Genomic DNA, 25,261 nt, shown 5'->3' with positions numbered 1-25,261 from the left:
TATCGAATAAAGGAGATTTTAAATATGAGCAAATATTTATGGAATACATCGGAAAACCTTCGGGCATTATTATGTGAAATTGTAAGTTGGGAAAGCAGAACATTAACACCAGGTGAAAATGAATTTGCTTATAAATTAAGAGATACACTGCAAACGCTTACTTATTTTCAAGACAACCCTAACTATATAGAATTACATGATGCAGGACTAGGTCGCCATGCGGTAACAGCGTTATACAAGCATCCAACGGCAACGGAAACAGTAGTGCTGATTAGTCACTTTGATACCGTTCATACGGAGGAATATGGAGAGCTTGAGCCATTTGCTTGTCGCCCAGAAGAATTAACGAGCAAGCTGATGGAGCCAAAATATAAAAAAGATTTACCGGAAGCGGCAAGAATTGATTTAGAATCAGGCAATTATTTGTTTGGTCGTGGAACGATGGATATGAAAATGGGGCTTGCTTTGCATATGCAATTGATTGAGAAAGCTAGTATCGAACAATGGCCAATCAATCTTATTTTAACAGCGGTACCAGATGAAGAAGTGAACTCGGCTGGTATGCGTGCAGCAGTAGTTGAGTTAGTAAGACTTCGTGAACAATATGGTTTAACATATAAGTTATTTTTAAATAGTGAGCCATCGTTCTCGCAAGGACCTTCTGATATAAATGAATATATTTATTCAGGTACGATAGGAAAAATTATGCCTGCTGCTTTATTTTATGGGAAAGAGACACATGTAGGTGAACCTTTAAAAGGCATGACAGCAAACTATATTGCGTCTTATATGACGCAGCATATGGAGTGGAATCCGGTGTTCAGTGAAACGGATTTAGGCGAAAGTACACCATTGCCGGTATCCTTACAATTAAAAGATTTAAAAATGGAGTATTCGACACAAACACCATATCGTGCAGCTGCGCTCTACAATGTATTTTTGTTGAAGCGGACAGCGACAGAGGTAATGGAAATCTTTGAACAAGTCGCTTTGGAGGCAATGGCTGCTTGTAACACGCAATACAATAAAATTTGTGAGCGTGAAAAAGTACAAGGTGTTGGTGAAGTAAGAGTGCTTCGTTACGAAACAGTTTTAGAGCATGCTATTAATAAACTTGGCGCTGAAGAAGTGAAGCACATTAAAAAACAAGTTCTAGAAAATACATCGTGGGATGACCGTGAGAAATCGATTCGTATTGTAGATCAATTAATGATTCGTTGTCAGGAGCTAACACCAGCAACAGTGCTGTTGTATGCACCACCATATTATCCTGCAATCAATTCATCAGAGCATCCGTTAGTGAAGCAATCAATTGAATTAATGAAGAAAACAGCTAAAACGTTTGATATTGAAATTGAGCAAATTCACTATTTCAATGGCATTTGTGATTTAAGTTATGTCAATTATACAGATGACTCAAATGGCTGGACTGCATTCGAGCGAAACACGCCTGTTTATGGTGATACGTATAGTATTCCTTTTGAAGCGATGGCTGATTTGAAAGGACCAGTGCTAAATGTTGGACCTTTCGGCAAAGACGCACATCAAAAGACGGAACGGTTACATGTTGATAGCGCATTTAAAGAAATGCCTGTTATGATTGAAACACTTATTAAAAGCTTATATTAATAATTTTATAGAATAAGTATATTTTACAAATCGCTCACTTTACGCAGAACAAAGTGAAATATGTGGTGGGGTGCCAGGCACTCAAACAATTTTCATGCTAATCATGTATTTTATGACTGACCAAGTAAGAATCCATGTAGACTCCTGTGGGAAAGCACGTAATGTAAGATGCAACAAACCGCGCGTGGCGAGGGTTGCGGCTTACGTCGTGCCCGCGGAAAACGAAGTGGGTTTTTACGATGTAGGACACGGTAATATGCTAGGTACCTATCCGAAGTGCCAGGCACTTAAACAATTAATTCCTGAAGCTGATGTTTAAATACATCAGCTTTTTATGCGTGAAAGGAAGTTTGATTTATAAAAATAAAAATAGGTTTTGTTAGTATAACTTCAGGCAAAGCTATTACTAGTTCGATAAAGATTTGTTCGCAATAAATAGCGTAGATTGTGAAGATTGAAATGAAACGCTAAAAACGTTGACACAAGGCGCTTTCAAGGGAACTTAGGTTGCTTAATGTATACCCAAAGTGGTACAATATAATTTAGTCAAAAAGAGCCAAGGGGGCATTTCTATGTCAATTGAATTAAATAACGAATTCGGCCAAATTGATATTTCAACTGATGTACTTGCACAAATTGCTGGTGGCGCTGCTATAGAATGCTACGGTATTGTTGGCATGGCATCAAAACATCAGATTCGTGATGGTCTAACTGATATTTTACGTAAAGAGAACTTTGCAAAAGGTGTTGTAATTCGACAACAAGAAGAAGATTTACATATTGATATGTATATTATTGTTAGTTACGGGACTAAAATTTCGGAAGTTGCTTATCAAGTACAATCGAAAGTGAAATATACAGTAGATAAAACATTAGGTATGAGCGTAAAATCTGTCAATATCTTTGTGCAGGGCGTTCGTGTAGCGAATGAGTAAGAGGAGGAACAAAATCGAATGCGGTCTTTAGACGGATTAAAATTTGCTGAAATGGTACAAATGGGTGCCCATCACCTATATCAAAATGCAAATTATGTGGATTCTTTAAATGTATTTCCAGTACCAGATGGGGATACAGGGACAAACATGAACTTATCGATGACATCTGGTGCCAAAGAAACAGAATTACAAGCATCAGAACATATTGGGAAAACGGCGCAAGCTTTATCAAAAGGTTTACTAATGGGCGCTCGTGGGAATTCGGGTGTTATCTTATCACAACTTTTCCGTGGTTTTGGAAAATTTGTAGAAAAAGATACAACGATTGATGCAAAAGCTTTCGCGGGTGCATTCCAAGCAGGTGTAGATACTGCTTATAAAGCGGTGATGAAGCCAGTTGAAGGAACAATCTTAACGGTTGCGCGTGAAGCGGCGAAAAAAGGTGTTGAAGTTGCTGAAAGTGAAAACGATATCATCGCTGTGATGGAAGCATTCACTGAAGAAGCAAAGGCTTCGCTACAGCGTACACCTGAACTTTTACCTGTCTTAAAAGAAGTTGGCGTTGTGGATAGTGGCGGTCAAGGATTGCTATTTGTCTATGAAGGTTTTTTAGCTTCTTTAAAGGGTGAGCCTTTACCGAAAAAAAATGATGCAACATTAGACGATTTAATTAATGCAGAACATCACAGAGCACAAGATTTTATGAATACTGCGGATATTGAATTTGGTTATTGTACTGAAATTATGGTTCGTTTGGAAGAAGGAAAAGAGCCATTTAGCGAGGAGCAATTCCGCAATGAATTAAATCCATTAGGTGATTCTTTACTTGTTATCTCAGATGAAGAAATTGCCAAAGTGCATATTCATTCAGAGCAACCAGGCGCGGTTTTAGCGATGGGTCAAAAATACGGTAGCCTTATTAAAATAAAAGTTGATAATATGCGTGAGCAACATTCGGCTATTGTTGGTGAAGATCACAAAGCATCAACTCCAGCGAAAAAAGCTGAAAAGCACCCATATGCCATTGTAACGATTGCAATGGGAGAAGGTGTAGCTGGCTTATTACGCTCAATCGGTGCTTCTTATGTTATTGAAGGCGGACAAACGATGAATCCTTCAACTGAAGACATTGTTAAAGCTGTTCAGGAAATAGGCGCAGAAAAAGTACTCATTTTACCGAATAACAAAAATATAGTAATGGCAGCTGAGCAAGCTGTAGAGCTATTGGATATTGAAGCGGCAGTTGTAGCGACAAAAACTATTCCTCAAGGGATGGCTGCCATTCTTTCATTCAATCCAGAAGCGACGGTTAAGACGAACCAAGCAACGATGACAGAAGCATTTGCACATGTAAAAACAGGTCAAGTAACTTATGCGGTGCGTGATACGTCTATTGATGGCGTAGAAATTCATAAAGACGATTTTATGGCACTTGCTGAAGGAAAAATTGTGCTATCTACACCAGCATTAAAAGATGCTGCTGAGAAAGTAATTACAGATTTAGTAGATGCAAATACTGAAATCGTTACGGTTATTTATGGAGAAGATACTTCTGAAGAAAATGCCTCTGAATTAATCCAATTTATCGAAGAGAACTATCCAGATGTAGAAGTGGAGTTATTTAACGGTAAACAAGGATTATATCCATATATTATTTCGGTAGAATAATATAAGGTTACTGAGTAAACGAGTAGGCGAAGCAGTGCACAAGTTGTGTACTGCTTTTGTTTATGGTAAAAGGAATACAATATGTAGGGAATAACGTGAAATGAACAAAATAGATAGTTTTATGTATTTCTACAGAGGACATTAATTTTGAAAATACTGGGATATCAACTTGTTGGAAAGTGTGTATTTATAGAGTGGACAAAAAAGAAATAATATAAATACGTAATAAATTATAGTCGTGTTAATTTTCTGAAAGTTGATAAATGTAGTGCTTTACTTTTATAGTAACTATCAAGCATGATATAACTAAATGTAAAATTATTATACGAATAGAATAGAGGGGTGCTTGTATGAAGTTTACATCAGTTTTTGATATTATTGGACCTGTTATGATTGGTCCATCTTCTTCTCATACAGCAGGTGCAGCGCGTATAGGACGTGTAGCAAGAGATTTATTTGGCAGACAACCGAAATGGGTGAAAATTCATCTCTATGGATCATTTGCTGAAACGTATAGAGGGCATGGAACAGATGTAGCAATAATTGGTGGTTTATTAGATTTTGATACATTTGATGAACGGATTAAAACGGCTTTTGAACATGCTGAAAAGGCCGGATTAGAATACGAGTTTATTCCGGAAACTGCAAATACAGAGCATCCGAACACAGCTAGACTAGTGTTCGGTGATGATGAAGGAGAAATGTCTATTGTCGGCATTTCAATTGGTGGCGGAAAAATTGAAGTGAGCGAGGTCAATGGCTTCAAACTTCGTCTAACAGGTGGGATGCCAGCCATTCTTGTTGTTCACGATGATCGTGCTGGCTGTATTGCAAATGTTGCGAATTGCTTAGCGATGCACAATGTTAATATTGGGCATATGGAAGTTTCACGTATTGAACGTGGTTTAACGGCGCTAATGGTCATTGAAATTGATCAAAATATTGAGGAAAAAGTACTTCAACAAATTTCATTAATACCACATATTACGAAAGTGTCGAGAATTAATAACTAGGGGGTGTCTCTATGGAAGTGTTATTTCATAACGTACGTGAGCTTGTAGAACGTGCAGAACAGGAAGAAAAGCTAATTTCTGAGCTAATGATTGAGCAGGAAATGTTAATAAGCGGACGCACGCGAGAAGAAATTATGCAACAGATGGACCAAAACTTAACGGTGATGGAAGAAGCGGTAGAACGAGGCTTACAAGGAGTACAGTCTGTAACAGGCTTAACGGGTGGAGACGCCGTTCTACTTCAAAATTATATTGCACAAGGAAAATCGCTATCAGGCGATTTATTATTAGACGCTGTTAGTAAAGCAGTTGCGACGAACGAAGTGAACGCTGCAATGGGTACAATTTGTGCAACACCTACAGCGGGTTCAGCGGGAGTTGTGCCAGGTACTTTATTTGCTGTGAAAAATAAGCTAAATCCAACGCGTGAACAAATGCTTCGCTATTTATTTACTTCAGGTGCATTTGGCTTTGTTGTAGCAAATAATGCTTCCATTTCAGGTGCTGCTGGCGGCTGTCAGGCTGAAGTCGGTTCAGCTGCTGGTATGGCTGCGGCGGCAATCGTGGAGATGGCAGGTGGAACGCCACAGCAATGTTCAGAAGCATTCGCTATTACATTAAAGAATATGCTTGGACTTGTTTGTGATCCAGTAGCTGGATTAGTTGAGGTGCCTTGCGTTAAACGTAATGCAATGGGTGCAGCGAATTCTCTTGTTGCAGCAGATATGGCGCTAGCGGGTGTAACAAGTCGTATTCCGTGCGATGAAGTCATTGGTGCGATGTATCGTATCGGCCAGTCGATGAGCCCGAACTTGAAAGAAACAGCACGTGGTGGCTTAGCTGCGACGCCAACAGGAAAAGCAATCAGCAATGCTATTCTTAATAATGGTGATTTACAAAGTATACTAAAAGCAGGTATGGCAGTAGAGTAAAGCATGAATAAGTGGCTGGGTAAAAAAGGAAAGTGTTAGATTGACTACATTCAATCTAACACTTTTTTGCTATGCATTATAAAGAAGAAGTTAGATTATCTTTCTTTTGCAATAGATGAAATTTAGCAGAATTTTCAACACAATGAGTGTGCTTCGACATTTCATAGTTACTGTGACGACACGAAATAAAAGTTTTATGATAAAGTTGACAAGAGAAGTGCTGTATATAGGCAATATAAAATGCTAACAATCTATGAAAGAGAACAAGGATTTAAATAGAAGGGAGGTAGGCTCCTTTTATTAACAAAAGTTTAAATTTGTACACAGCGACAAATACAGTATTCGAATTGGCGTTATTTAAAGGGGCTGAAGTGAAAGGTGACTGAATTAACCAGTCCTGTCTCCGAATTAAAAGGAGTTGGGAAAGAAACCGCAGCACACTTAGAAACATTAGGGATTGAAACGATAAATGATTTTTTGTGGACATTTCCGCATCGACATGAGGATTTTCGCTTAAAGGACTTAGCACAAACACCTCATAATGAACGTGTTACTGTTGAATGTAAAGTAGAGCGTGAGCCGACTGTGTTGTTTTTAGGGCGCAATAAATCTCGCTTGCAGGTCACAGTGCTCGCTGGCCGTCATTTAGTAAAGGTAGTATTTTTCAATCAAAACTATTTAAAGCAAAAGCTTGTACCAGGTACTATTGTGACTATAACAGGGAAATGGGATAGAGGCAGACAAGTGATTAACGGTACAACAGTCACGTTTGGCCCGAAAATAGACCAAGTAGATTTTGAACCTGTTTATAGTCTCAAAGGTTTGATACCGCAAAAACGTTTTCGCAAATATATGCGGCAAGTGTTAGATGATTTTGGTGGAGAGCTACCAGATGCGATTCCACAACATTTGCAGGATGCCTACAAACTTGTCTCGATTCGTGATGGCCTTGAAGGCATTCATTTTCCACTAGATGCTGAACACGCTAAACAAGCAAGAAGGCGATTTGCTTATGAGGAATTATTAAACTTTCAGCTTCGTATTCAAGCGTTGCGAAAAATTCGTAAGGATAATGAACGTGGGACAATTATACAATTTGACTTGCAAAAGGTACGTGCATTTATCGCTTCTTTACCATACGAATTAACAGGAGCACAAAAGCGAGTAGTTAATGAAATTTGCAAGGATTTAAAAGAACCACATCGTATGAATCGTTTACTACAAGGGGATGTTGGTTCGGGAAAAACGGTAGTTGCCGCAATTTGTTTATATGCGGCTGTGACGGCCGGATTTCAAGGAGCGCTAATGGCACCAACGGAAATTTTAGCTGAGCAACATGCTGAAAACTTATTAGAATGGTTTGAGCCATTTGGTGTACGTGTAGCGTTATTATCGGGCTCAACGAAAACGAAGGAGCGACGTCTATTATTAGCTGCACTTGCGGATGGGGAAATAGATATTGTGATAGGAACGCATGCACTCATACAGCCAGATGTAATATTTAATAGACTAGGCTTTGTGATAACAGACGAACAGCATCGCTTTGGCGTAGAACAACGGAGAATTTTACGTGATAAAGGGGAAAATCCTGATGTGCTCTTTATGACTGCAACGCCTATTCCGCGAACACTTTCGATTACAGCCTTTGGCGAAATGGACGTTTCGTTGATTGATGAAATGCCAGCGGGGCGTAAAGAAATTGAAACACATTGGATGAAAAAAGAACAGCTTGGTTCAGTACTGTCCAAACTAGAGCTAGAGCTTCAAGCAGGTAGACAGGCATATGCTATTTGTCCGTTAATTGAAGAATCGGATAAATTGGATGTCCAAAATGCAGTGGAAATTTATGAGCAGCTCGCCTCGTATTTTCATGGGCGCTATAAAGTTGGCTTAATGCATGGCCGCCTACCAGCGGATGAAAAAGATGCTGTGATGCGTGATTTTAGTGAAGGTGACATACAAGTATTAGTATCTACGACAGTTGTTGAAGTCGGCGTAAATGTGCCGAATGCAACGTTTATGGTTGTATACGATGCAGAACGTTTTGGTTTAGCGCAGCTACATCAGCTTCGCGGTCGTGTAGGGCGGGGTGAACATCAATCCTACTGTGTATTAATCGCTGATCCAAAATCTGATGAAGGTAAAGAACGAATGCAATCTATGACTGAAACAAATGATGGTTTCCGACTTGCAGAAAAAGATTTGGAGCTACGTGGACCAGGTGATTTCTTTGGACGTAAGCAAAGTGGCTTGCCTGATTTTAAAGTTGCGGATTTAGTACATGACTATAGAACGCTTGAGACAGCGCGAAAAGACGCTACTGAAATGATTGAAACAGAGGCATTTTGGCATGATGAAACGTATCAATATTTACGTGAGATGCTTGAAAAGTCGGGTGTTCTTCAAGGTGATCGATTTGATTAGTAAAATTTAATGTTGTACTACAAGGAATGCGAGTGCTTGTTTTTGAAAACAAGTCTTGCATTCTTTTTTTATACTCTATATACTGATATTAGTACCAAGTGCTAATAACAACTCAAAAGGTGGCGAATGACGTTGAGACGAACGAAAAAAGAGCGACAGCGATTATTATCTGAAACGATTGCGGAAAATCCATTCGTCACAGATGAACAACTAGCATCGGAGTTTCAGGTAAGTGTTCAAACAATTCGTTTAGATCGTATGGAATTAGCAATTCCAGAATTGCGGGAACGAATTAAAGATGTGGCTTCGAAAACATATGAAAATGAAGTGAAATCCTTACCGATTGATGAAGTAATCGGTGAAATTATTGATATAGAACTAGATAATCGTGCATTATCTATATTTGATGTAAAAGAAGAGCATGTTTTTCAGCGCAATGGCATCGCGCGTGGACATCATTTATTTGCACAGGCAAACTCATTAGCTGTAGCGGTTATTGATGATGAGCTGGCCTTAACAGTGCACTCCAATATTACATTTGTGAAACCTGTAAGAGCCGGAAATCGTGTTATAACTAAGGCGGTCGTTGTTGGAAGAGATGATGAACGCCATCGTACGAAAGTAGAGATTATATCTACTGTGAACGGTGAAACTGTTTTTGTTGGTGAATTTGATATGTACCGCACGAAAGGTAAAGGTGAATAATAATGAAATTAGCACTTGATGGAATGGGTGGCGACAATGCACCGAAATCAGTAGTGGAAGGTGCATTATTAGCATTAGAACAAATTCCGAATTTGGAAATTCAATTATATGGACAGCAAGAAAAGCTCGACCCATTTTTAAAAATGCACGATCGCTTAACAGTTATCCACTGCGAAGAAGTGGTCGAAGGGACAGATGATCCTGCACGTGCTGTACGACGTAAAAAGGATTCATCAATGGCAAAAATGATGGATGCGGTTGAAGAAGGAACAGCTGATGCATGTCTTTCAGCCGGTAATACAGGCGCACTAATGGCAGGTGGTTTGTTTAAGGTAGGCCGTATAGAAGGAATTTCACGACCTGCTTTAGCAACGACATTGCCGACGCTTGATGGTAAAGGCTTTTTAATGCTCGATCTAGGGGCAAATGCTGACGCACGACCAGAGCATCTACTGCAATATGCGATTATGGGTGATATTTACGCTAAAAAAGTAGGCGGTCTACAAAAGCCACGTATTGGATTGTTAAATATCGGAACAGAAGATAAAAAAGGAAATGACTTAACAAAAGCAGCTTTTGAATTACTAAAAGAAGCGGACTTGAATTTTGTCGGCAATGTCGAGGCGCGTGATTTACTCGATGGCGTTGCTGATGTTGTTGTAACAGATGGATTTACAGGCAATATGGTGCTGAAGTCGATAGAGGGAACAGCGGGGGCATTGTTTACAATGTTAAAAGAGGCCTTTATGTCTTCTACAAAAACAAAAATTTCAGCAGTACTTATGAAAAGTAATTTACGTGACTTAAAAAATAAAATGGACTACACAGAGTATGGCGGTGCAGGTTTGTTTGGTTTACAAGCGCCTGTTATTAAAGCACATGGATCATCGAATGCAAAAGCAATCTTCAGTGCTATACGTCAGGCAAATACGATGGTAGAGCATACAGTTATTTCAACGATAACAGATACAGTACGTCACTTAGAAATTGACTAACAAAGGGGATTAATAAGAAATGACGAAAATCGCATTTATATTTCCAGGCCAAGGCTCTCAAGCGGTTGGTATGGGCCAAGAATTTGTAAGCAACTCGCAAGAAAGTAAAGCCTTTTACGAAAATGCGGACAAGACACTTGGGTTTGACTTGTCTAAATTAATGCTAGAGGGACCTGCTGAAGAGTTAACGCTAACATATCATGCACAGCCAGCGTTATTAACGACAGGCGTTATGGTCGCTGAGAAATTACGTGCTGCAGGCATTACACCGAATTATGCAGCTGGTCACTCACTTGGAGAATATGGTGCATTAGTTATCGCAGGCGTGTTATCGTTTGAAGATGCTGTCGCTATAGTGCATAAACGTGGTTTATTTATGAACGAAGCAGTGCCAGCAGGGCAAGGTGCAATGGCTGCTATTCTTGGAATGGAGCTTGATGCATTGCATGAAGTGACTGCAAAAGTAACCGCTGCTGGCGATGTAGTACAAGTGGCAAACGTTAACTGTCCAGGACAAATCGTTATTTCTGGAACAAAAGAAGGCGTTGAAAAAGCCTCTGTCGCTGCTAAAGAAGCAGGTGCTAAACGTGCCATTCCATTAGTAGTAAGTGGACCTTTCCATTCAGAATTAATGCGACCATCGTCTAATCAATTACAAGCAACATTAGCAGATATTACATTATCAGCACCGCAAATTCCGGTTATCGGCAACGTTAAAGCAAAAGAATTGCTAGATGTGCCAGCTATTCAACAGGAATTAGTAGAACAGGTTTATAGCGCTGTTCAATGGGAAGCATCAGTTCGAGAAATGATTGCGCAAGGCGTCGATGTTTTCATCGAGTGTGGACCTGGTAAAGTTTTAAGTGGCTTAGTAAAGAAAATAGATCGTTCAGTGGCAACGTATTGTGTTTATGATGAAGCTTCATTAGAAGCAGTATTAGAAGCGTCGAAGGAGTGGTCAATCAATGCGTAAATTAGAAGGTAAAGTTGCAGTTGTAACAGGCGCTTCACGAGGGATCGGACGTGCGATTGCGTTAAAGCTCGCAGATGAAGGTGCAAAGGTTATCGTAAACTATAGTGGCTCACAAGCAAAAGCAGAAGAAGTTGTTGCGACAATTCAAGCAAACGGTGGCGAAGCGCTTGCTGTACAGGCGAGTGTTTCAAAAACAGAGGAAGTAACTGCTTTGATGGAAGCAGCAGTCAAAACATTTGGTTCACTTGATATTTTAGTTAATAATGCAGGTATTACACGCGATAATTTATTAATGCGAATGAAGGAAGACGAATGGGACGATGTTCTTAATACAAACTTAAAAGGTGTATTCCTTTGTACAAAAGCTGTAACTCGTCAAATGATGAAGCAACGTGCAGGACGTATTATCAATATTTCTTCTATCGTTGGTGTAGCAGGCAATGCTGGGCAAGCTAACTATGTAGCGGCAAAAGCGGGCGTAATTGGCTTAACAAAAACAACTGCTAAGGAACTTGCATCACGAAATATTTTAGTTAATGCGATTGCACCAGGCTTTATTGAAACAGAAATGACTGAACAGCTTCCAGAAGATTTAAAACAAGGTATGCTTACGCAAATTCCACTTGCTAAACTAGGGCAGCCAGAGGATATTGCGAAAGCTGTTGTATTTTTAGCTTCGGATGATGCGAACTATATGACAGGCCAAACGCTACATATTGACGGCGGCATGGTGATGTAATATTATGCTATAGCATAAATATAAATTTTTTATATAATCATTTGAGGGGAGGTGAAAGTTTTGACTACAGTATTAGAACGCGTAACAAAAGTAATCGTGGACCGTTTAGGTGTTGAAGAAAGTGAAGTAACATTAGAAGCTTCTTTCCGTGATGATTTAGGTGCTGACTCATTAGACGTTGTTGAGCTTGTTATGGAGCTTGAAGACGAATTCGATATGGAAATTTCTGATGAAGATGCTGAAAAAATCTCAACAGTAGGTTCTGCTATTTCATACATCGAAGGTAAAATTAACTAATCGCCTCTGGCAGATGTTACAGATTTCGAACACAGCCTTTTGAGGTTGTATATTAAAAATCTGATTTCATTGTAATACTTACATCAAAGCATAATCGCAAAAGCATTTTATGCTTTGATGTATTTTAAAGGTACGAAATGGTTCGTTTTTCGAACGATTTGCGTGCCTTTTTTTATTTTTGTTAAAAAATTACGTTAAAACTTCCAAAACATTGTATTTCAGCCGAAATACTTTTGCATAAATGCCTTGAAAAAGGTACACTAAGACGGTAGAAACTATTAGGAAGGCAGATTGTTCAATGGCTATGAGAAGAAAAGGAACTATGCAGAAATCAGGCGTACTTCCTGAAAAGGTACGCAATCAATTCGAGCTGTTACAGCATGAATTAAATATCACATTTATTAATAAAAATTTATTGTATCAAGCATTCACGCATTCATCTTATGTGAATGAGCATCGCCGTAAATTGTTTACGGATAATGAGCGTCTCGAATTTTTAGGCGACGCAGTACTTGAACTATCTGTTTCTAAATACCTTTTTGAGAAATACCCGCATATGAGCGAGGGCGAATTAACAAAACTGCGCGCATCAATTGTTTGTGAGCCATCACTTGTTATTTTTGCAAATGAATTAGGCTTTGGTCGCTTTGTATTGCTTGGAAAAGGTGAGGAATTAACAGGAGGACGGGAACGCCCAGCGCTACTTGCAGATGTATTTGAATCATTTGTGGGTGCTCTTTATTTAGATCAGGATTTGCAAACGGTCGTGACGTTTTTAGAACGAATCGTGTTCCCAAAAGTAGAAGTCGGTGCTTTTTCGCATGTGATGGATTTTAAAAGCCAGTTACAAGAAATGGTACAGCAAACAAACAACGGTCTTCTTCATTATGAGATTATCGATGAAAAGGGCCCAGCGCATAACCGTACCTTTGTATCGAGCGTGCTATTAAATGGACAAGAGCTTGGAATCGGTAGAGGAAAATCGAAAAAAGAAGCTGAACAACAAGCAGCACAATGCGCTATGCGTATGATGCGTGAGCATTCTGCTAAAGAGGAGGCTTAATAGATGTTCCTAAAACGACTCGAAGTGATTGGCTTTAAATCTTTTGCGGAGCGCATTGGTATTGATTTTGTACCAGGAGTTACAGCTGTTGTTGGACCTAATGGCAGTGGAAAAAGTAATGTAACTGATGCTATTCGTTGGGTACTCGGGGAGCAATCGGCAAAGTCGTTGCGTGGGGCAAAAATGGAAGATGTTATTTTTGCTGGGAGTGACTCTCGAAAGCCACTAAACTTTGCAGAGGTAACATTAATTTTAGATAATACTGATGAGCAGCTTGCTTTTTCGTATACAGAGGTAAGCGTAACAAGACGCGTATACCGTTCAGGTGATAGTGAATATTTATTAAATAACCAGCAGTGTCGCCTGAAGGATATTACGGACTTGTTTATGGACTCAGGACTTGGGAAAGAGGCTTTTTCGATTATTTCACAAGGCCGTGTCGATGAAATTTTAAATAGCCGCCCTGACGACCGCCGCTCGATATTTGAAGAGGCGGCTGGTGTATTAAAATACAAGCTTCGAAAGAAAAAAGCTGAGCATAAACTAGTAGAAACAGATGAAAACTTATACCGTGTTTTAGATATTCTGCACGAGTTAGATAGCCGTTTGGAGCCTTTGCAAATACAAGCTTCTAGCGCAAGAGATTATGTGCAAATGTCCACGGAGCTTAAGGATTTTGATATTGCGATTCTTGTGCACGATTTAAAAAATTGTGCACAATCTTTGCATGCATTGAAAGAAGAGTATACGCAACTATCTGAAACAGAGCAAAAACATGCTATTAATATTCAAGCTTTAGAAACACAATCTACAGCAATTCGTAAACATTTAAAAGAGCTTGATGTGGAACTGGATGCTGCTCAATCGGAACTTGTTGATGCAACAATGGAAATGGAGCGTTGGGATGGTCGTAAAGCTTTAATGGCTGAAAAGCGTCAAAATGCAACGAACCAATTACAGCAGTTAAATGCATCTTTACAAGAAGCGAAAAATGAAGTAGAGGACTTAACCGCACAAGAGCTTGAGAAAAAACAGTTGTTTACTGAAAAGCAACAAGAAGTTTTAACTTTAAAGCAAATTATTAAGCAGTTAGAGCAATCATTAAATCGTTCTGTGACAGAGATCGAACAAGAAATTGAAGAGCATAAAAACCGTTATATCGATTCGTTAAATGAAGAAGCAACAGTAAAAAATGAATTGAAAAATATCGATCAACAACTATCGCAACAAAAAGCGATGGCTGCGCGAATGACCGACCAAACAGATGAAATTGGGCAAGAGCTTATTGAAGTTGTGACTGAGAAAGAATCGCTTGTTGGCACGCATACGGCAATAACGACTGAACTGCAACAAAAGCAAGAGCAATATGAAGCATTGCAAATTCAGTTTAAAAAAGTGAATAGTTCCTTTAACGATAAACAGGAAATGCTATACAAGGCCTATCAGCATCAGCAACAATTAAAAGCTAGAAAAGACACATTAGCAGAATTAGAAGCAGACTTCTCAGGCTTCTTCCACGGAGTTAAGGAAGTATTATTGGCCCGTGACAAAGGTGAATTATTTGGCATTGAAGGTGCTGTTGCAGAATTAATTCAGGTTAATGGTAAGTATTCACAAGCGATTGAAACAGCTTTAGGTGCTGCATCACAGCATATTGTGACGTCGAATGAACAGAATGCTCAACAGGCAATCAAGTGGTTAAAACAAAAAAGAGCAGGTCGAGCGACATTTTTACCGAAAACGGTCATGAAATCACGCAAAATTAATTTATCATCGATACAGCTTGCTACTGAGCATCCTGCATTCGTGCAAATGGCAGATGCACTTGTGACGTTCGATGAAGATAATCGCTCCATTGTAGAAAATTTGCTTGGCAATGTAATCGTGGCAGCGAATTTAGAAGGTGCTAGCCAAATTGCACGCTTATGTGGTTTCCGCTATCGTGTAGTAACGCTCGAAGGAGATATTGTCAATGCTGGGGGTTCTTTAACGGGTGGTGCTGCCAAACAACAGTCTTCACTATTTACGAGAAAAGCGGAGCTAGATGGTCTAATTGCAAAACTAGAAGCGCTAGAATCAACCATTTATAGTGCAGAACAATCTGTAGCAACAGAAAAGGAAACATTGTCTTCATTGCGTGACGCAGTGGAACAATTAAAACTAGAAGGCGATCAGCTACGTAAAGAAGAGATGCAACAGGCAAGTCGTATTCGGGAATTAGAAGTTGTTGAAAAAAGCTTGTCAGCACGAGTGTCATATGCTTCCAATGAAACGCAAGATGTGAAGACCCGTGAAGAAGCACTGCTTGCTCAAAAGGAAGCAGCAACGACGCGTTTAGCAGCTCTAGCAATAGAATTAGTAGCGATTAATGAAACGGTAGAGCAGCTAGGTAAAGTTAAATTACAAAGTGAAACGGAAAAGGATGTTCTTCGTGAGCAGACTGCTGAAAAACGTTCACAATTAGCGGTTATGCAGGAGCAAATGTCACAAGTACAAATTGCAACGGCAGAACTTGCTCTACAATTAAACAAAGCTCGACAAAAAGTCGACAATATTTCTCAGGAAATAATATGGCTTCAATCCGATGAATCGACAAAACTGTTAAGTGATGAGGAAGTAGAGGAGCAAGTTACTACTTGGAAAGCTAGAAGAGAAACGTTACAAGTTACAATTTCACAGAAAAAAGATAAAAAAGCAGCCCAACAACTAGAGCTAACAACGTTAGAAGAGCAGCTAAAGGAATTGCAACGTATACATAAAGGCTTCATTGAAGCAATACGTGCGAATGAATTAAAGCGAAGCCGCGTAGAATTTGAGATGAATAATTATAATAATCAGCTCGAAGAAAACTATCAACTAACGTTTGAAGAAGCAATGGAAGTATCCTTATCAATTGAAGATGAAGATCATATGCGACGTCGTGTCAAGCTATTGAAAAAGTCCATTGAAGAATTAGGTCCTGTGAATTTAAGTGCAATTGATGAATTTGAGCGTGTCCAAGAGCGTCATTCTTTTTTAACAGAGCAGCGTGAGGATTTACTTGCAGCGCAAGATACTTTACACGAAGCAATTAAAGAAATGGATGAAGAAATGACACTGCGCTTTAGTGAGACGTTTTTTGCCATTCGTGAGCAATTCAAACATGTATTCCGCGAATTATTTGGTGGGGGTCAAGCAGATTTAGTATTACTAGACCCAGACAATATGCTTGAAACAGGCATTGAAATTGTTGCACAACCACCTGGTAAAAAGCTGCAAAATTTAAGTTTGCTTTCTGGTGGAGAACGTGCACTTACTGCGATTGCTTTACTATTCTCCATTTTAAACATTAGACCTGTGCCGTTCTGTATTCTCGATGAAGTAGAAGCAGCATTAGATGAGGCAAATGTTGTTCGATACAGCGAATACTTGAAGAAGTTTAGTCGCAATACTCAATTTATTGTCATTACACATCGTAAAGGTACAATGGAGGGAGCTGACGTACTGTATGGTATTACGATGCAGGAATCAGGTGTATCAAAACTTGTATCAGTAAAATTAGAAGATGAACCCGTACTTGCGGAGCAAAGGAGCGAACAAGCATGAGTTTTTTTAAACGTTTAAAAGATAAGTTGATTGGAAATCCAACAGAAGAAGAAAAAGTAGAGACTACAGGTGACGAGCAGTCAGCCGATTTACAGCTTGAAGACACAGCGGAACCTGCCCTGCTTGAAACAACTAACGTAGAAGTAAAAGTAGAAGTAGAAGAAAAGGTAGAGGAATCACCAAGTGAGGACATTACTGTTATAGAGACTCCCGATATAGCGGAGGAAGAAAAACCGGAAGAAGTATTGGAAATGGCCGTTGTAGAGCAAGAGGTACCAGAAAAAAAACCTTCTGCTTGGTCCATTACACAAAAGTTTAAAGCTGGTCTTGAAAAAACACGAAATTCATTTACTTCAAAGGTCAATGATTTAGTTGCACGTTACCGCAAAGTAGACGAAGATTTCTTTGAAGAACTAGAAGATTTATTATTACAAGCAGACGTTGGCTTTGAAACAGTGATGGAGCTGATGGATAAACTACGCTACGAGGTTCAGCGTAAAAATATTAAAGATACTAACGGTATCCAAACAATTATTTCTGAAAAACTTGTAGAAATTTATGAGCAAGGTGAAGAAGATTTAATTGACCTAAACATGCAACCTAATGGTGAGCTAACTGTTATTTTATTTGTTGGCGTAAACGGTGTTGGGAAAACAACAACAATTGGCAAATTGGCACGTCGTTTAAAATCAGAAGGTAAAACGGTTGTATTAGCAGCTGGGGATACGTTCCGTGCAGGTGCGATTGATCAATTACAAGTTTGGGGAGACCGTGTAGGTTGTGAGGTTATTAAGCAGTCTGAAGGCTCGGATCCAGCAGCGGTCATGTATGATGCGATACGTGCCGCGAAAAACCGTAAAGCGGACGTATTGATTTGTGATACTGCGGGTCGCTTACAAAACAAAGTGAACTTAATGAATGAGCTTGAAAAAGTACATCGTGTTATTTCGCGGGAAATACCAAATGCACCTCATGAGGTATTGTTAGCACTAGATGCGACTACTGGTCAAAATGCGCTTGTGCAAGCTCAAACGTTTAAAGAAGTAACAAACGTAACGGGTATTGTCTTGACGAAACTTGATGGTACTGCAAAGGGTGGTATTGTGCTAGCCATTCGAAATAAATTGCACATTCCTGTAAAATTCGTTGGTCTTGGTGAAAAGATGGACGATTTACAGCCATTTGATGCAGAACGTTATGTATATGGCTTGTTTGCAGAAGGTTTAGATAAAGAGCTACAAAATAGCGAAGATTAACAATAGCGATTTTGTAGTGGATAGAATGAGTGCTCGACTGTGTAAAAAGGTGAAATGTGTTGTTTAAAAGAGAAATACTAGCTAATGATGGAAGATTACTTAAATCAGCTAATAGAAGGCTTTTAGACAAGGAGATTACCTTGACACAGACGGGCGCTTTTCGTTATGATACAAATGACAAACAACGGGGGGAGAAACTCGATGCTACTTGAAAAAACAACACGCATGAACTTTCTCTTCGACTTTTATCAAGCATTATTAACAGATAAGCAAAGAAGTTATATGGAACTCTATTATTTAGACGATAACTCACTTGGAGAAATCGCTGAATCGTATGGGATTTCACGTCAAGCTGTTTATGATAATATTCGTCGAACTGAAGCGATGCTTGAAGAATATGAAGAAAAACTATGTTTACTGGAAAAATTTCAACAACGCACGCAAATGCTTGCGCGACTTACAGCTGGGATTACGGAAAAAAGTATGGCGGTTGAGGAGCAGTTGGCGCTTATTGAGCAGTTGAAAGAATGGGATTAGGAGGCGAAAGCAGTGGCTTTTGAAGGATTAGCGGAACGACTCCAAGGAACGATCCAAAAGATTAAAGGTAAAGGAAAAGTATCGGAACAAGACGTAAAAGAAATGATGCGTGAAGTCCGATTTGCTTTAATCGAGGCGGATGTTAACTTAAAAGTAGTCAAAGAATTCGTTAAAAAGGTAAGTGAACGTGCTGTTGGTGTAGAGGTTATGCAAAGCTTAACACCAGGTCAACAAGTAATTAAAATCGTTCAAGACGAATTAACGGAGCTGATGGGCGGCGAACAAAGCCCGATTAAATTTAATACGAAGCCACCAACTGTCATAATGATGGTCGGTTTGCAAGGTGCGGGTAAAACAACAACTACTGGGAAATTAGCAAATGTTTTACGTAAAAAATATAATCGTAAACCATTATTAGTTGCTGCTGACGTTTATCGCCCTGCTGCGGTTCAGCAATTACAAACATTAGGAAAGCAGTTATCTTTACCTGTTTTTGCTTTAGGCACAGATGTATCACCGGTTGAAATCGCTCGCCAGGCAATTGAACTAGCAAAAGAAGAGCATCATGATGTAGTAATTATTGATACTGCGGGTCGCTTGCATATCGATGAGGATTTAATGCAAGAATTAAAGGATATTCGTGCGCTTAAAGAGCCGGATGAAGTATTCCTAGTAGTAGATGCTATGACAGGTCAGGACGCTGTAAACGTTGCGGAGAGCTTTAATGAGGCTGTCGGCATTACAGGTGTAGTATTGACTAAGCTTGATGGGGATACACGTGGTGGTGCGGCATTATCTATCCGTTCTGTGACACAGAAGCCGATTAAATTTGTCGGTATGGGTGAAAAAATGGACGCGCTTGAACCGTTCCATCCAGAGCGTATGGCATCTCGTATTTTAGGTATGGGTGACGTTTTATCACTAATTGAGAAGGCCCAGGCAAACGTCGATGAAGCAAAAGCGAAAGAACTTGAAGAAAAGTTCAAAACGCAAAGCTTTACACTCGATGATTTTGTTGAGCAATTACAACAAGTGAAGAAAATGGGCCCTCTCGATGAAATATTGAAAATGCTACCAGGCGCAGGCAAAATTAAAGGGTTAGATAATGTCAAAGTGGATGATAAGCAAATGGGCCGTGTTGAAGCCATTATTTACTCTATGACAAAGGCTGAAAAGACAAATCCTGAAATTATTAACGGCAACCGTAAAAAACGTATTGCAAAAGGTTCAGGTACGTCTATTCAAGAGGTAAATCGTTTGTTAAAACAATTTGACGAAATGAAAAAAATGATGAAACAAATGACAGGTATGGCTACAGGTAAAGGCAAGAAAAAGATGAAATTACCAGGCTTTGATTCATTGTTTAAATAATATTTTATAGGTGTTAAGAAAAAACACTTTACAAACAACATAAACATTGATAATATACTATCTTGTGTGAAACTTATTCGGAGGTGCTATTAAAATGGCAGTTAAAATTCGCTTAAAACGTATGGGAGCTAAAAAATCTCCTTTCTATCGTATCGTAGTTGCAGACGCTCGTTCACCACGTGACGGTCGTTCAATCGAAACAGTTGGTACTTACAACCCACTAACTCAACCAGCTACAGTAAACATTGATGAAGAGAAAGCTCTTAAATGGTTAGCTGACGGTGCAAAACCATCAGATACAGTACGTAACTTGTTCTCAGAACAAGGTATCATGGAAAAATTCCATAACCAAAAATTCAGTAAATAATCGGGGGAGACGTCTTTGAAGCAGCTGATTGAAGCAATCGTTTTACCGTTAGTCGATTATCCAGAAGAAGTTCGTATTGAGACGGACGAAAATGCAAATCGAATTGTTTATAAACTTTTTGTTCATCCAGAGGATCGAGGGAAAGTCATAGGCAAACAAGGGCGAGTGGCGAAAGCGATTCGTACAATTGTTTATTCAGCGGCAGGTAGTCACCATCAAAAAAAGACTTACGTCGATATATTGGATTGATAAAAAGATTTTCACGCTCGTTTACACGCGAGAAGGTAACAATGTAGCAACTATGCAACCTGTCGCCATTTTGCACTGAAGAATTCTAACAAGTATGCTAACATACGTTGCTAGAATTCGACGGGACAGTAAATGTGTAGCGTAAAATCTGGATAGAAGAGGGGGGAGCTTGCTGGTTCCTTCCTTTTTTTATATAGTACGGATATATAACGTTATAGAGGTGAAATGGATGGAATGGTTTAATGTAGGTCGTATTGTCAACACGCACGGTATCCGTGGTGAAGTACGTATATTATCGACTACAGATTTTGAAGAAGAGCGCTTTGCGGTGGGAAATAAGATTGCAGCGTTTAAAAAAGACGATAAAAAGCCAACGTGGGTAACAATTCAATCGGTACGCCGCCATAAAAACTTTATTTTATTAACATTTGAAGGCATGGATAATATCAACCTTGTCGAACCGTTCAAAGAAGGAATGCTGAAAATCACGAAAGATCAAATGACCGATGATTTATTACAAGAAAATGAATTTTTCTTCCATGAAATTATTGGCTGTACAGTTGTATCTGAAGAAGGCGAAACAATTGGTGAAGTGAAAGATATTCTGCAAACAGGTGCCAATGATGTATGGGTAGTGAAAGGTGCAAAAAAAGAACACTACATTCCATATATTGAAGACATCGTAAAAAATATTGATGTGGAAGAAAAGAAAATTGTCATTCATGTGATGGAAGGCTTGCTATGATGAATATTCACGTGTTAAGCCTGTTTCCTGATATGTTCTCAGGCGTGTTTGGCGCATCAATACTAAAAAAAGCGCAGGAAAAAGGTGCTGTAAAGCTAGAAGTTTCCGATATTCGTGCATTTTCAGGTAACAAGCATAAACAAGTAGATGATTATCCGTATGGTGGCGGTGCAGGGATGGTATTGAAGCCAGAACCGATGTTTAGCGCTGTAGAGGCAATTACAGCAGGTAGAAAGCCACGCATCATTTTAATGTGTCCACAAGGTGAACGATTCACCCAAAAAAAAGCTGAGGAGCTAGCGCAAGAAAGCGAATTAGTGTTTTTATGTGGCCACTATGAAGGCTATGATGAACGCATTCGTCAACACCTAGTAACCGATGAAATTTCAATTGGAGATTTTGTGTTAACAGGTGGAGAGTTAGGCGCAATGACGGTGATTGATAGTGTAGTACGGCTTTTACCTGGTGTTTTAGGACAAGAAGATTCTCATATTCAAGATTCCTTTTCAACGGGTCTGCTAGAACACCCACATTATACGCGACCTGCTGAATTTCGAGGCATGCAAGTACCAGAAGTATTATTATCAGGCAATCATGCGAAAATCGAGCAATGGCGCGAAGAACAATCGTTAAAAAGAACATTCGAGCGTCGCCCAGATCTACTCGAGCAATATCCATTAACAGACAAGCAAAAATTGTTTTTAGAAAAACTTAAAAAAGAACTATAAAGATACTTGCTTGCATGCAGTATATGTGATAACATCTATTCTGTGCTTCTATGTGAAGTGCTGAATTACGGTGTTCCGCTGTGGCATAGATTGCGTGCAAGAGCATCTGTCTAAGGAGAGAAAACAATGTCAAACATTATTACAGAAATTACCAAAGCTCAGCTTCGTACTGATCTACCTGCTTTCCGTCCTGGTGATACTGTTAAGGTACACGTGAAAGTAGTAGAGGGTACACGTGAACGTGTCCAAGTATACGAAGGTGTAGTTATCAAACGTCGTGGTGGCGGTATTAGCGAAACTTTCACAGTTCGTAAAATTTCTTACGGTGTTGGTGTTGAGCGTACATTCCCTGTACACACACCAAAAATCGCTAACTTAGAAGTTGTACGTCGTGGTAAAGTACGTCGTGCTAAACTTTACTACCTACGTAACCTACGTGGTAAAGCTGCTCGTATTAAAGAAATTCGATAATTATGACTTAAAAGTGAGGGGCTTGTATTGCAAGCTCCTTTTCTTTTTGCTTGTCATCTTAAATAATAATCATCTAAAATGAGGATGAGGATAGACAAGGGGGCAATTCATAATGGAAAAACAAGTGAAAGAAAAGAATGAATTATGGGAATGGACAAAGGCGCTTTTAATTGCATTTGCGATTGCAGCAGTTATTCGTTATTTTTTATTTACACCAATTGCAGTTGATGGTGAGTCCATGATGCCAACCCTTGAAGATGGCGACCGAATGATTGTTAATAAAATCGGTTATAAAATTGGCGAACCAAAGCGCTTTGATATTGTTGTGTTCCATGCACCAGAACAAAAAAACTACATTAAACGTGTAATTGGATTACCAGGTGAAACGTTAGAATATAAAGACGATCAGCTATACATTAACGGTGAACCGATAGACGAGCCTTATCTGGATGCCTACAAAGCTAAAATTACAGAGGGTACATTAACGGAAGATTTTACGTTAAATGACATTGATGTATCACTTAATGATGTAATTCCAGAGGGCTATGTTTTTGTCATGGGGGATAATCGTCGTTATAGTAAGGATAGCCGTCATATTGGAATTGTCGATCAAAAAGAAATCATAGGTAATACGAGCCTTATTTTCTGGCCGTATAGCGATATTAAAATTGTGAAGTAATGTTTGAAAGGGAGGCGAACCCTCCTTTTCTTAACGTCTAAGAGCATAAGTTTTCTTATTCGATTTTAAGGCATTTGCACTGCACGTTTATTACGTGTAAATTGGGCGAATGCGCTTTTCTTATTTAGGAGGTATAGAAATGACTATACAATGGTTTCCAGGGCATATGGCGAAGGCCCGCCGTGAAGTAACGGAAAAATTAAAGCTAGTAGATATTATTTTTGAATTAATTGATGCACGTTTGCCGCTTTCTTCTAGAAATCCAATGATTGATGAGGTTATTAATCAAAAGCCACGTCTTCTCATTTTAAATAAATCAGATATGGCAGATGAACATGAAACACGCAAATGGGTAGAGTACTTTGCACAGCATGGTCATAAAGCGGTGGCGATCAATTCTCTTGAAGGAAAAGGGTTGCAACTCGTTACAAAGGCAGCTCAGGAAATTTTAAAAGAAAAATTTGATCGAATGAAGTCTCGCGGAATGAAGCCAAGAGCAATTCGTGCAATGATAGTTGGTATTCCGAACGTTGGGAAATCAACACTTATTAATCGATTAGCAAAGAAAAATATTGCGAAAACAGGCAATATGCCAGGTGTGACGAAGGCTCAACAGTGGATCAAGGTCGGCAAGGAGCTTGAATTGCTTGATACACCAGGAATTTTATGGCCAAAGTTTGAAGATCAAGAAGTAGGCTATAAGCTGGCATTAACAGGCGCTATTAAAGATACCATTACAAATATGGAAGATTTAGCTGTTTACGGGTTGCGATTTTTATCGACGCATTATCCAACTCGCATGGAGGAACGGTATGGTTTCAAATTTATGCATGAGGATTTAGTAGAAACTTTTGACCATATTGGCAAGCTTCGTCGTGTTTTTGGCGCAGGCGGAGAAATCGATTATGATCAAGTAGCACAGCTTATCGTTCGAGATATTCGTGGGTTACTTTTAGGAAAGCTTACATTTGACTTTGTTGATGAACAGCTTGAAAAAGAAGCTACACAGCAATAATGTGCGAAAAAACTGCCATGCTCACGCAATAAAACGTGAGCATGGCAGTTTTTCTTTTAGGAATAGTAGTTGTTGCCGATAAATGATATAGAGTGAGAAAAAGGGAGTAAAATGATGAAAACGATTAAAGAAATTACAGCAGCATTAAAAGTGGCTGAGGATTGGCAAGAATGGATGACAGCAGTTGCAGTCGATGAACGTGCAGGTGTGCAGAAAGCATGGCTCAGTTGGAATAAACGCCAGGACAGAAAACAACAACTAATTGATGAACATCAAGCAAAAATTGACTTCGATCATCTCTATGGTGGAAAAGACGCATTAATTGCAGGGGTTGATGAAGCTGGACGTGGCCCGTTAGCTGGACCAGTTGTAACGGCGGCTGTTATTTTGCCAAAAAACTGTGAAGCTCTTGTTGGATTAAATGATTCGAAGCAATTAACAAAGGAAAAGCGTAACGCCTTTGCAACGTTGGTAAAAGAGCATGCTATAAGTTATTTTATTCATTTTCAATCAGAAAAAAATATTGATGAATTGAACATTTACGAAGCGACAAAGCAATCGATGAAAACAAGTGTGGAATCATTGTCTATTAAGCCTGATTTCGTATTAGTTGATGCAATGACACTACCAATAGCTATTCCTCAGGAATCTATTATTAAGGGAGATGCTAAAAGCTTAGCGATTGCAGCGGCTTCTATTTTAGCAAAAACTGCTAGGGATGATTATATGGAACAATTGGATAAAGATTTCCCTATGTATGGCTTTGCGCAGCATGCTGGCTACGGTACGAAACAACATTTAGAGGCACTTGAAACATTTGGACCTACAATACATCATCGAAAGTCATTTGAACCTATAAAATCCATGTAAGAAAGGAGTATTTAG

The 25,261-nt window shown here is 39.2% G+C and carries 24 protein-coding genes; all 24 read left to right on the top strand.

Annotated features, from left to right (window positions below; translation table 11 throughout):
• Positions 1–24: 24 nt before the first annotated feature.
• The 24 genes from ACIP9C_RS07575 (at position 25) to ACIP9C_RS07460 (ending at position 25,246) form a co-directional block, all read left to right on the top strand.
• On the top strand, positions 25–1,629 hold the full coding sequence (locus ACIP9C_RS07575; protein ID WP_401009501.1) for a M20/M25/M40 family metallo-hydrolase: 1,605 nt from the start codon (positions 25–27) through the stop codon (positions 1,627–1,629).
• Between the two features lie 572 nt (positions 1,630–2,201).
• Positions 2,202–2,564: an Asp23/Gls24 family envelope stress response protein gene (locus ACIP9C_RS07570; RefSeq protein ID WP_024362072.1), complete on the top strand. Its 363-nt coding sequence runs from the start codon at positions 2,202–2,204 to the stop codon at positions 2,562–2,564.
• 18 nt (positions 2,565–2,582) lie between these two features.
• Positions 2,583–4,232, top strand: coding sequence for a DAK2 domain-containing protein (locus tag ACIP9C_RS07565; protein WP_401009500.1), 1,650 nt, complete (start codon positions 2,583–2,585; stop codon positions 4,230–4,232).
• A 350-nt stretch (positions 4,233–4,582) separates the two neighbouring features.
• Positions 4,583–5,245 (top strand): L-serine ammonia-lyase, iron-sulfur-dependent subunit beta, encoded by a 663-nt coding sequence (gene sdaAB / locus ACIP9C_RS07560; RefSeq protein WP_173477792.1) that lies wholly within the window; start codon positions 4,583–4,585, stop codon positions 5,243–5,245.
• Positions 5,246–5,256: 11 nt separating this feature from the next.
• The gene (sdaAA, locus tag ACIP9C_RS07555; RefSeq protein ID WP_401009499.1) at positions 5,257–6,177 is read left to right on the top strand and encodes an L-serine ammonia-lyase, iron-sulfur-dependent, subunit alpha; all 921 of its coding nucleotides are present in this window, start codon (positions 5,257–5,259) and stop codon (positions 6,175–6,177) included.
• Positions 6,178–6,555: 378 nt separating this feature from the next.
• Entirely contained in the window at positions 6,556–8,601 is a 2,046-nt protein-coding gene (recG, locus tag ACIP9C_RS07550; RefSeq protein ID WP_401009498.1) for an ATP-dependent DNA helicase RecG, read from the top strand.
• A 132-nt stretch (positions 8,602–8,733) separates the two neighbouring features.
• Positions 8,734–9,306, top strand: coding sequence for a transcription factor FapR (gene fapR / locus ACIP9C_RS07545; protein WP_340825879.1), 573 nt, complete (start codon positions 8,734–8,736; stop codon positions 9,304–9,306).
• Between the two features lie 2 nt (positions 9,307–9,308).
• The gene (gene plsX / locus ACIP9C_RS07540) at positions 9,309–10,301 is read left to right on the top strand and encodes a phosphate acyltransferase PlsX (RefSeq protein WP_401009497.1); all 993 of its coding nucleotides are present in this window, start codon (positions 9,309–9,311) and stop codon (positions 10,299–10,301) included.
• A 19-nt stretch (positions 10,302–10,320) separates the two neighbouring features.
• A complete protein-coding gene (gene fabD / locus ACIP9C_RS07535; RefSeq protein WP_401009496.1) occupies positions 10,321–11,274 on the top strand; it encodes an ACP S-malonyltransferase in 954 nt (317 codons plus the stop codon).
• On the top strand, positions 11,267–12,013 hold the full coding sequence (gene fabG, locus ACIP9C_RS07530) for a 3-oxoacyl-[acyl-carrier-protein] reductase (protein WP_401009495.1): 747 nt from the start codon (positions 11,267–11,269) through the stop codon (positions 12,011–12,013). The genes fabD and fabG overlap by 8 nt, the downstream gene beginning before the upstream one ends.
• 60 nt (positions 12,014–12,073) lie before the next feature.
• A complete protein-coding gene (gene acpP, locus ACIP9C_RS07525; protein ID WP_024362063.1) occupies positions 12,074–12,310 on the top strand; it encodes an acyl carrier protein in 237 nt (78 codons plus the stop codon).
• Positions 12,311–12,608: 298 nt separating this feature from the next.
• Complete coding sequence (rnc, locus tag ACIP9C_RS07520) at positions 12,609–13,373, top strand: ribonuclease III (protein ID WP_401009494.1); 765 nt, start codon at positions 12,609–12,611, stop codon at positions 13,371–13,373.
• 3 nt (positions 13,374–13,376) lie between these two features.
• On the top strand, positions 13,377–16,958 hold the full coding sequence (gene smc / locus ACIP9C_RS07515) for a chromosome segregation protein SMC (RefSeq protein ID WP_401009493.1): 3,582 nt from the start codon (positions 13,377–13,379) through the stop codon (positions 16,956–16,958).
• Complete coding sequence (gene ftsY, locus ACIP9C_RS07510) at positions 16,955–18,214, top strand: signal recognition particle-docking protein FtsY (RefSeq protein ID WP_401009492.1); 1,260 nt, start codon at positions 16,955–16,957, stop codon at positions 18,212–18,214. The genes smc and ftsY overlap by 4 nt, the downstream gene beginning before the upstream one ends.
• 201 nt (positions 18,215–18,415) lie before the next feature.
• Complete coding sequence (locus ACIP9C_RS07505) at positions 18,416–18,751, top strand: putative DNA-binding protein (protein WP_401009491.1); 336 nt, start codon at positions 18,416–18,418, stop codon at positions 18,749–18,751.
• A gap of 12 nt (positions 18,752–18,763) precedes the next feature.
• Positions 18,764–20,122 (top strand): signal recognition particle protein, encoded by a 1,359-nt coding sequence (ffh, locus tag ACIP9C_RS07500; protein ID WP_401009490.1) that lies wholly within the window; start codon positions 18,764–18,766, stop codon positions 20,120–20,122.
• A 94-nt stretch (positions 20,123–20,216) separates the two neighbouring features.
• A complete protein-coding gene (gene rpsP, locus ACIP9C_RS07495; protein ID WP_024362057.1) occupies positions 20,217–20,489 on the top strand; it encodes a 30S ribosomal protein S16 in 273 nt (90 codons plus the stop codon).
• Positions 20,490–20,504: 15 nt separating this feature from the next.
• Entirely contained in the window at positions 20,505–20,738 is a 234-nt protein-coding gene (locus ACIP9C_RS07490; protein ID WP_004269410.1) for a KH domain-containing protein, read from the top strand.
• 229 nt (positions 20,739–20,967) lie between these two features.
• Entirely contained in the window at positions 20,968–21,483 is a 516-nt protein-coding gene (gene rimM / locus ACIP9C_RS07485) for a ribosome maturation factor RimM (protein WP_401009489.1), read from the top strand.
• On the top strand, positions 21,483–22,211 hold the full coding sequence (trmD, locus tag ACIP9C_RS07480) for a tRNA (guanosine(37)-N1)-methyltransferase TrmD (protein ID WP_401009875.1): 729 nt from the start codon (positions 21,483–21,485) through the stop codon (positions 22,209–22,211). Before rimM ends, trmD begins: the two co-directional genes overlap by 1 nt.
• Before the next feature lie 126 nt (positions 22,212–22,337).
• Positions 22,338–22,682: a 50S ribosomal protein L19 gene (gene rplS / locus ACIP9C_RS07475; protein WP_139860434.1), complete on the top strand. Its 345-nt coding sequence runs from the start codon at positions 22,338–22,340 to the stop codon at positions 22,680–22,682.
• Positions 22,683–22,794: 112 nt separating this feature from the next.
• Complete coding sequence (gene lepB / locus ACIP9C_RS07470) at positions 22,795–23,361, top strand: signal peptidase I (RefSeq protein WP_173477780.1); 567 nt, start codon at positions 22,795–22,797, stop codon at positions 23,359–23,361.
• 139 nt (positions 23,362–23,500) lie between these two features.
• Positions 23,501–24,376 carry a ribosome biogenesis GTPase YlqF gene (ylqF, locus tag ACIP9C_RS07465; RefSeq protein WP_401009488.1) on the top strand — a complete coding sequence of 292 codons (876 nt, stop codon included), beginning with the start codon at positions 23,501–23,503 and terminating at the stop codon, positions 24,374–24,376.
• Between the two features lie 114 nt (positions 24,377–24,490).
• Positions 24,491–25,246 carry a ribonuclease HII gene (locus ACIP9C_RS07460; RefSeq protein WP_401009487.1) on the top strand — a complete coding sequence of 252 codons (756 nt, stop codon included), beginning with the start codon at positions 24,491–24,493 and terminating at the stop codon, positions 25,244–25,246.
• The last annotated feature ends 15 nt before the right edge of the window (positions 25,247–25,261 follow it).

Source organism: Lysinibacillus sp. NPDC093210, from assembly GCF_044753985.1.
GTDB lineage: Bacteria > Bacillota > Bacilli > Bacillales_A > Planococcaceae > Lysinibacillus.
This window is presented reverse-complemented; position numbering and strand designations above follow the sequence as displayed.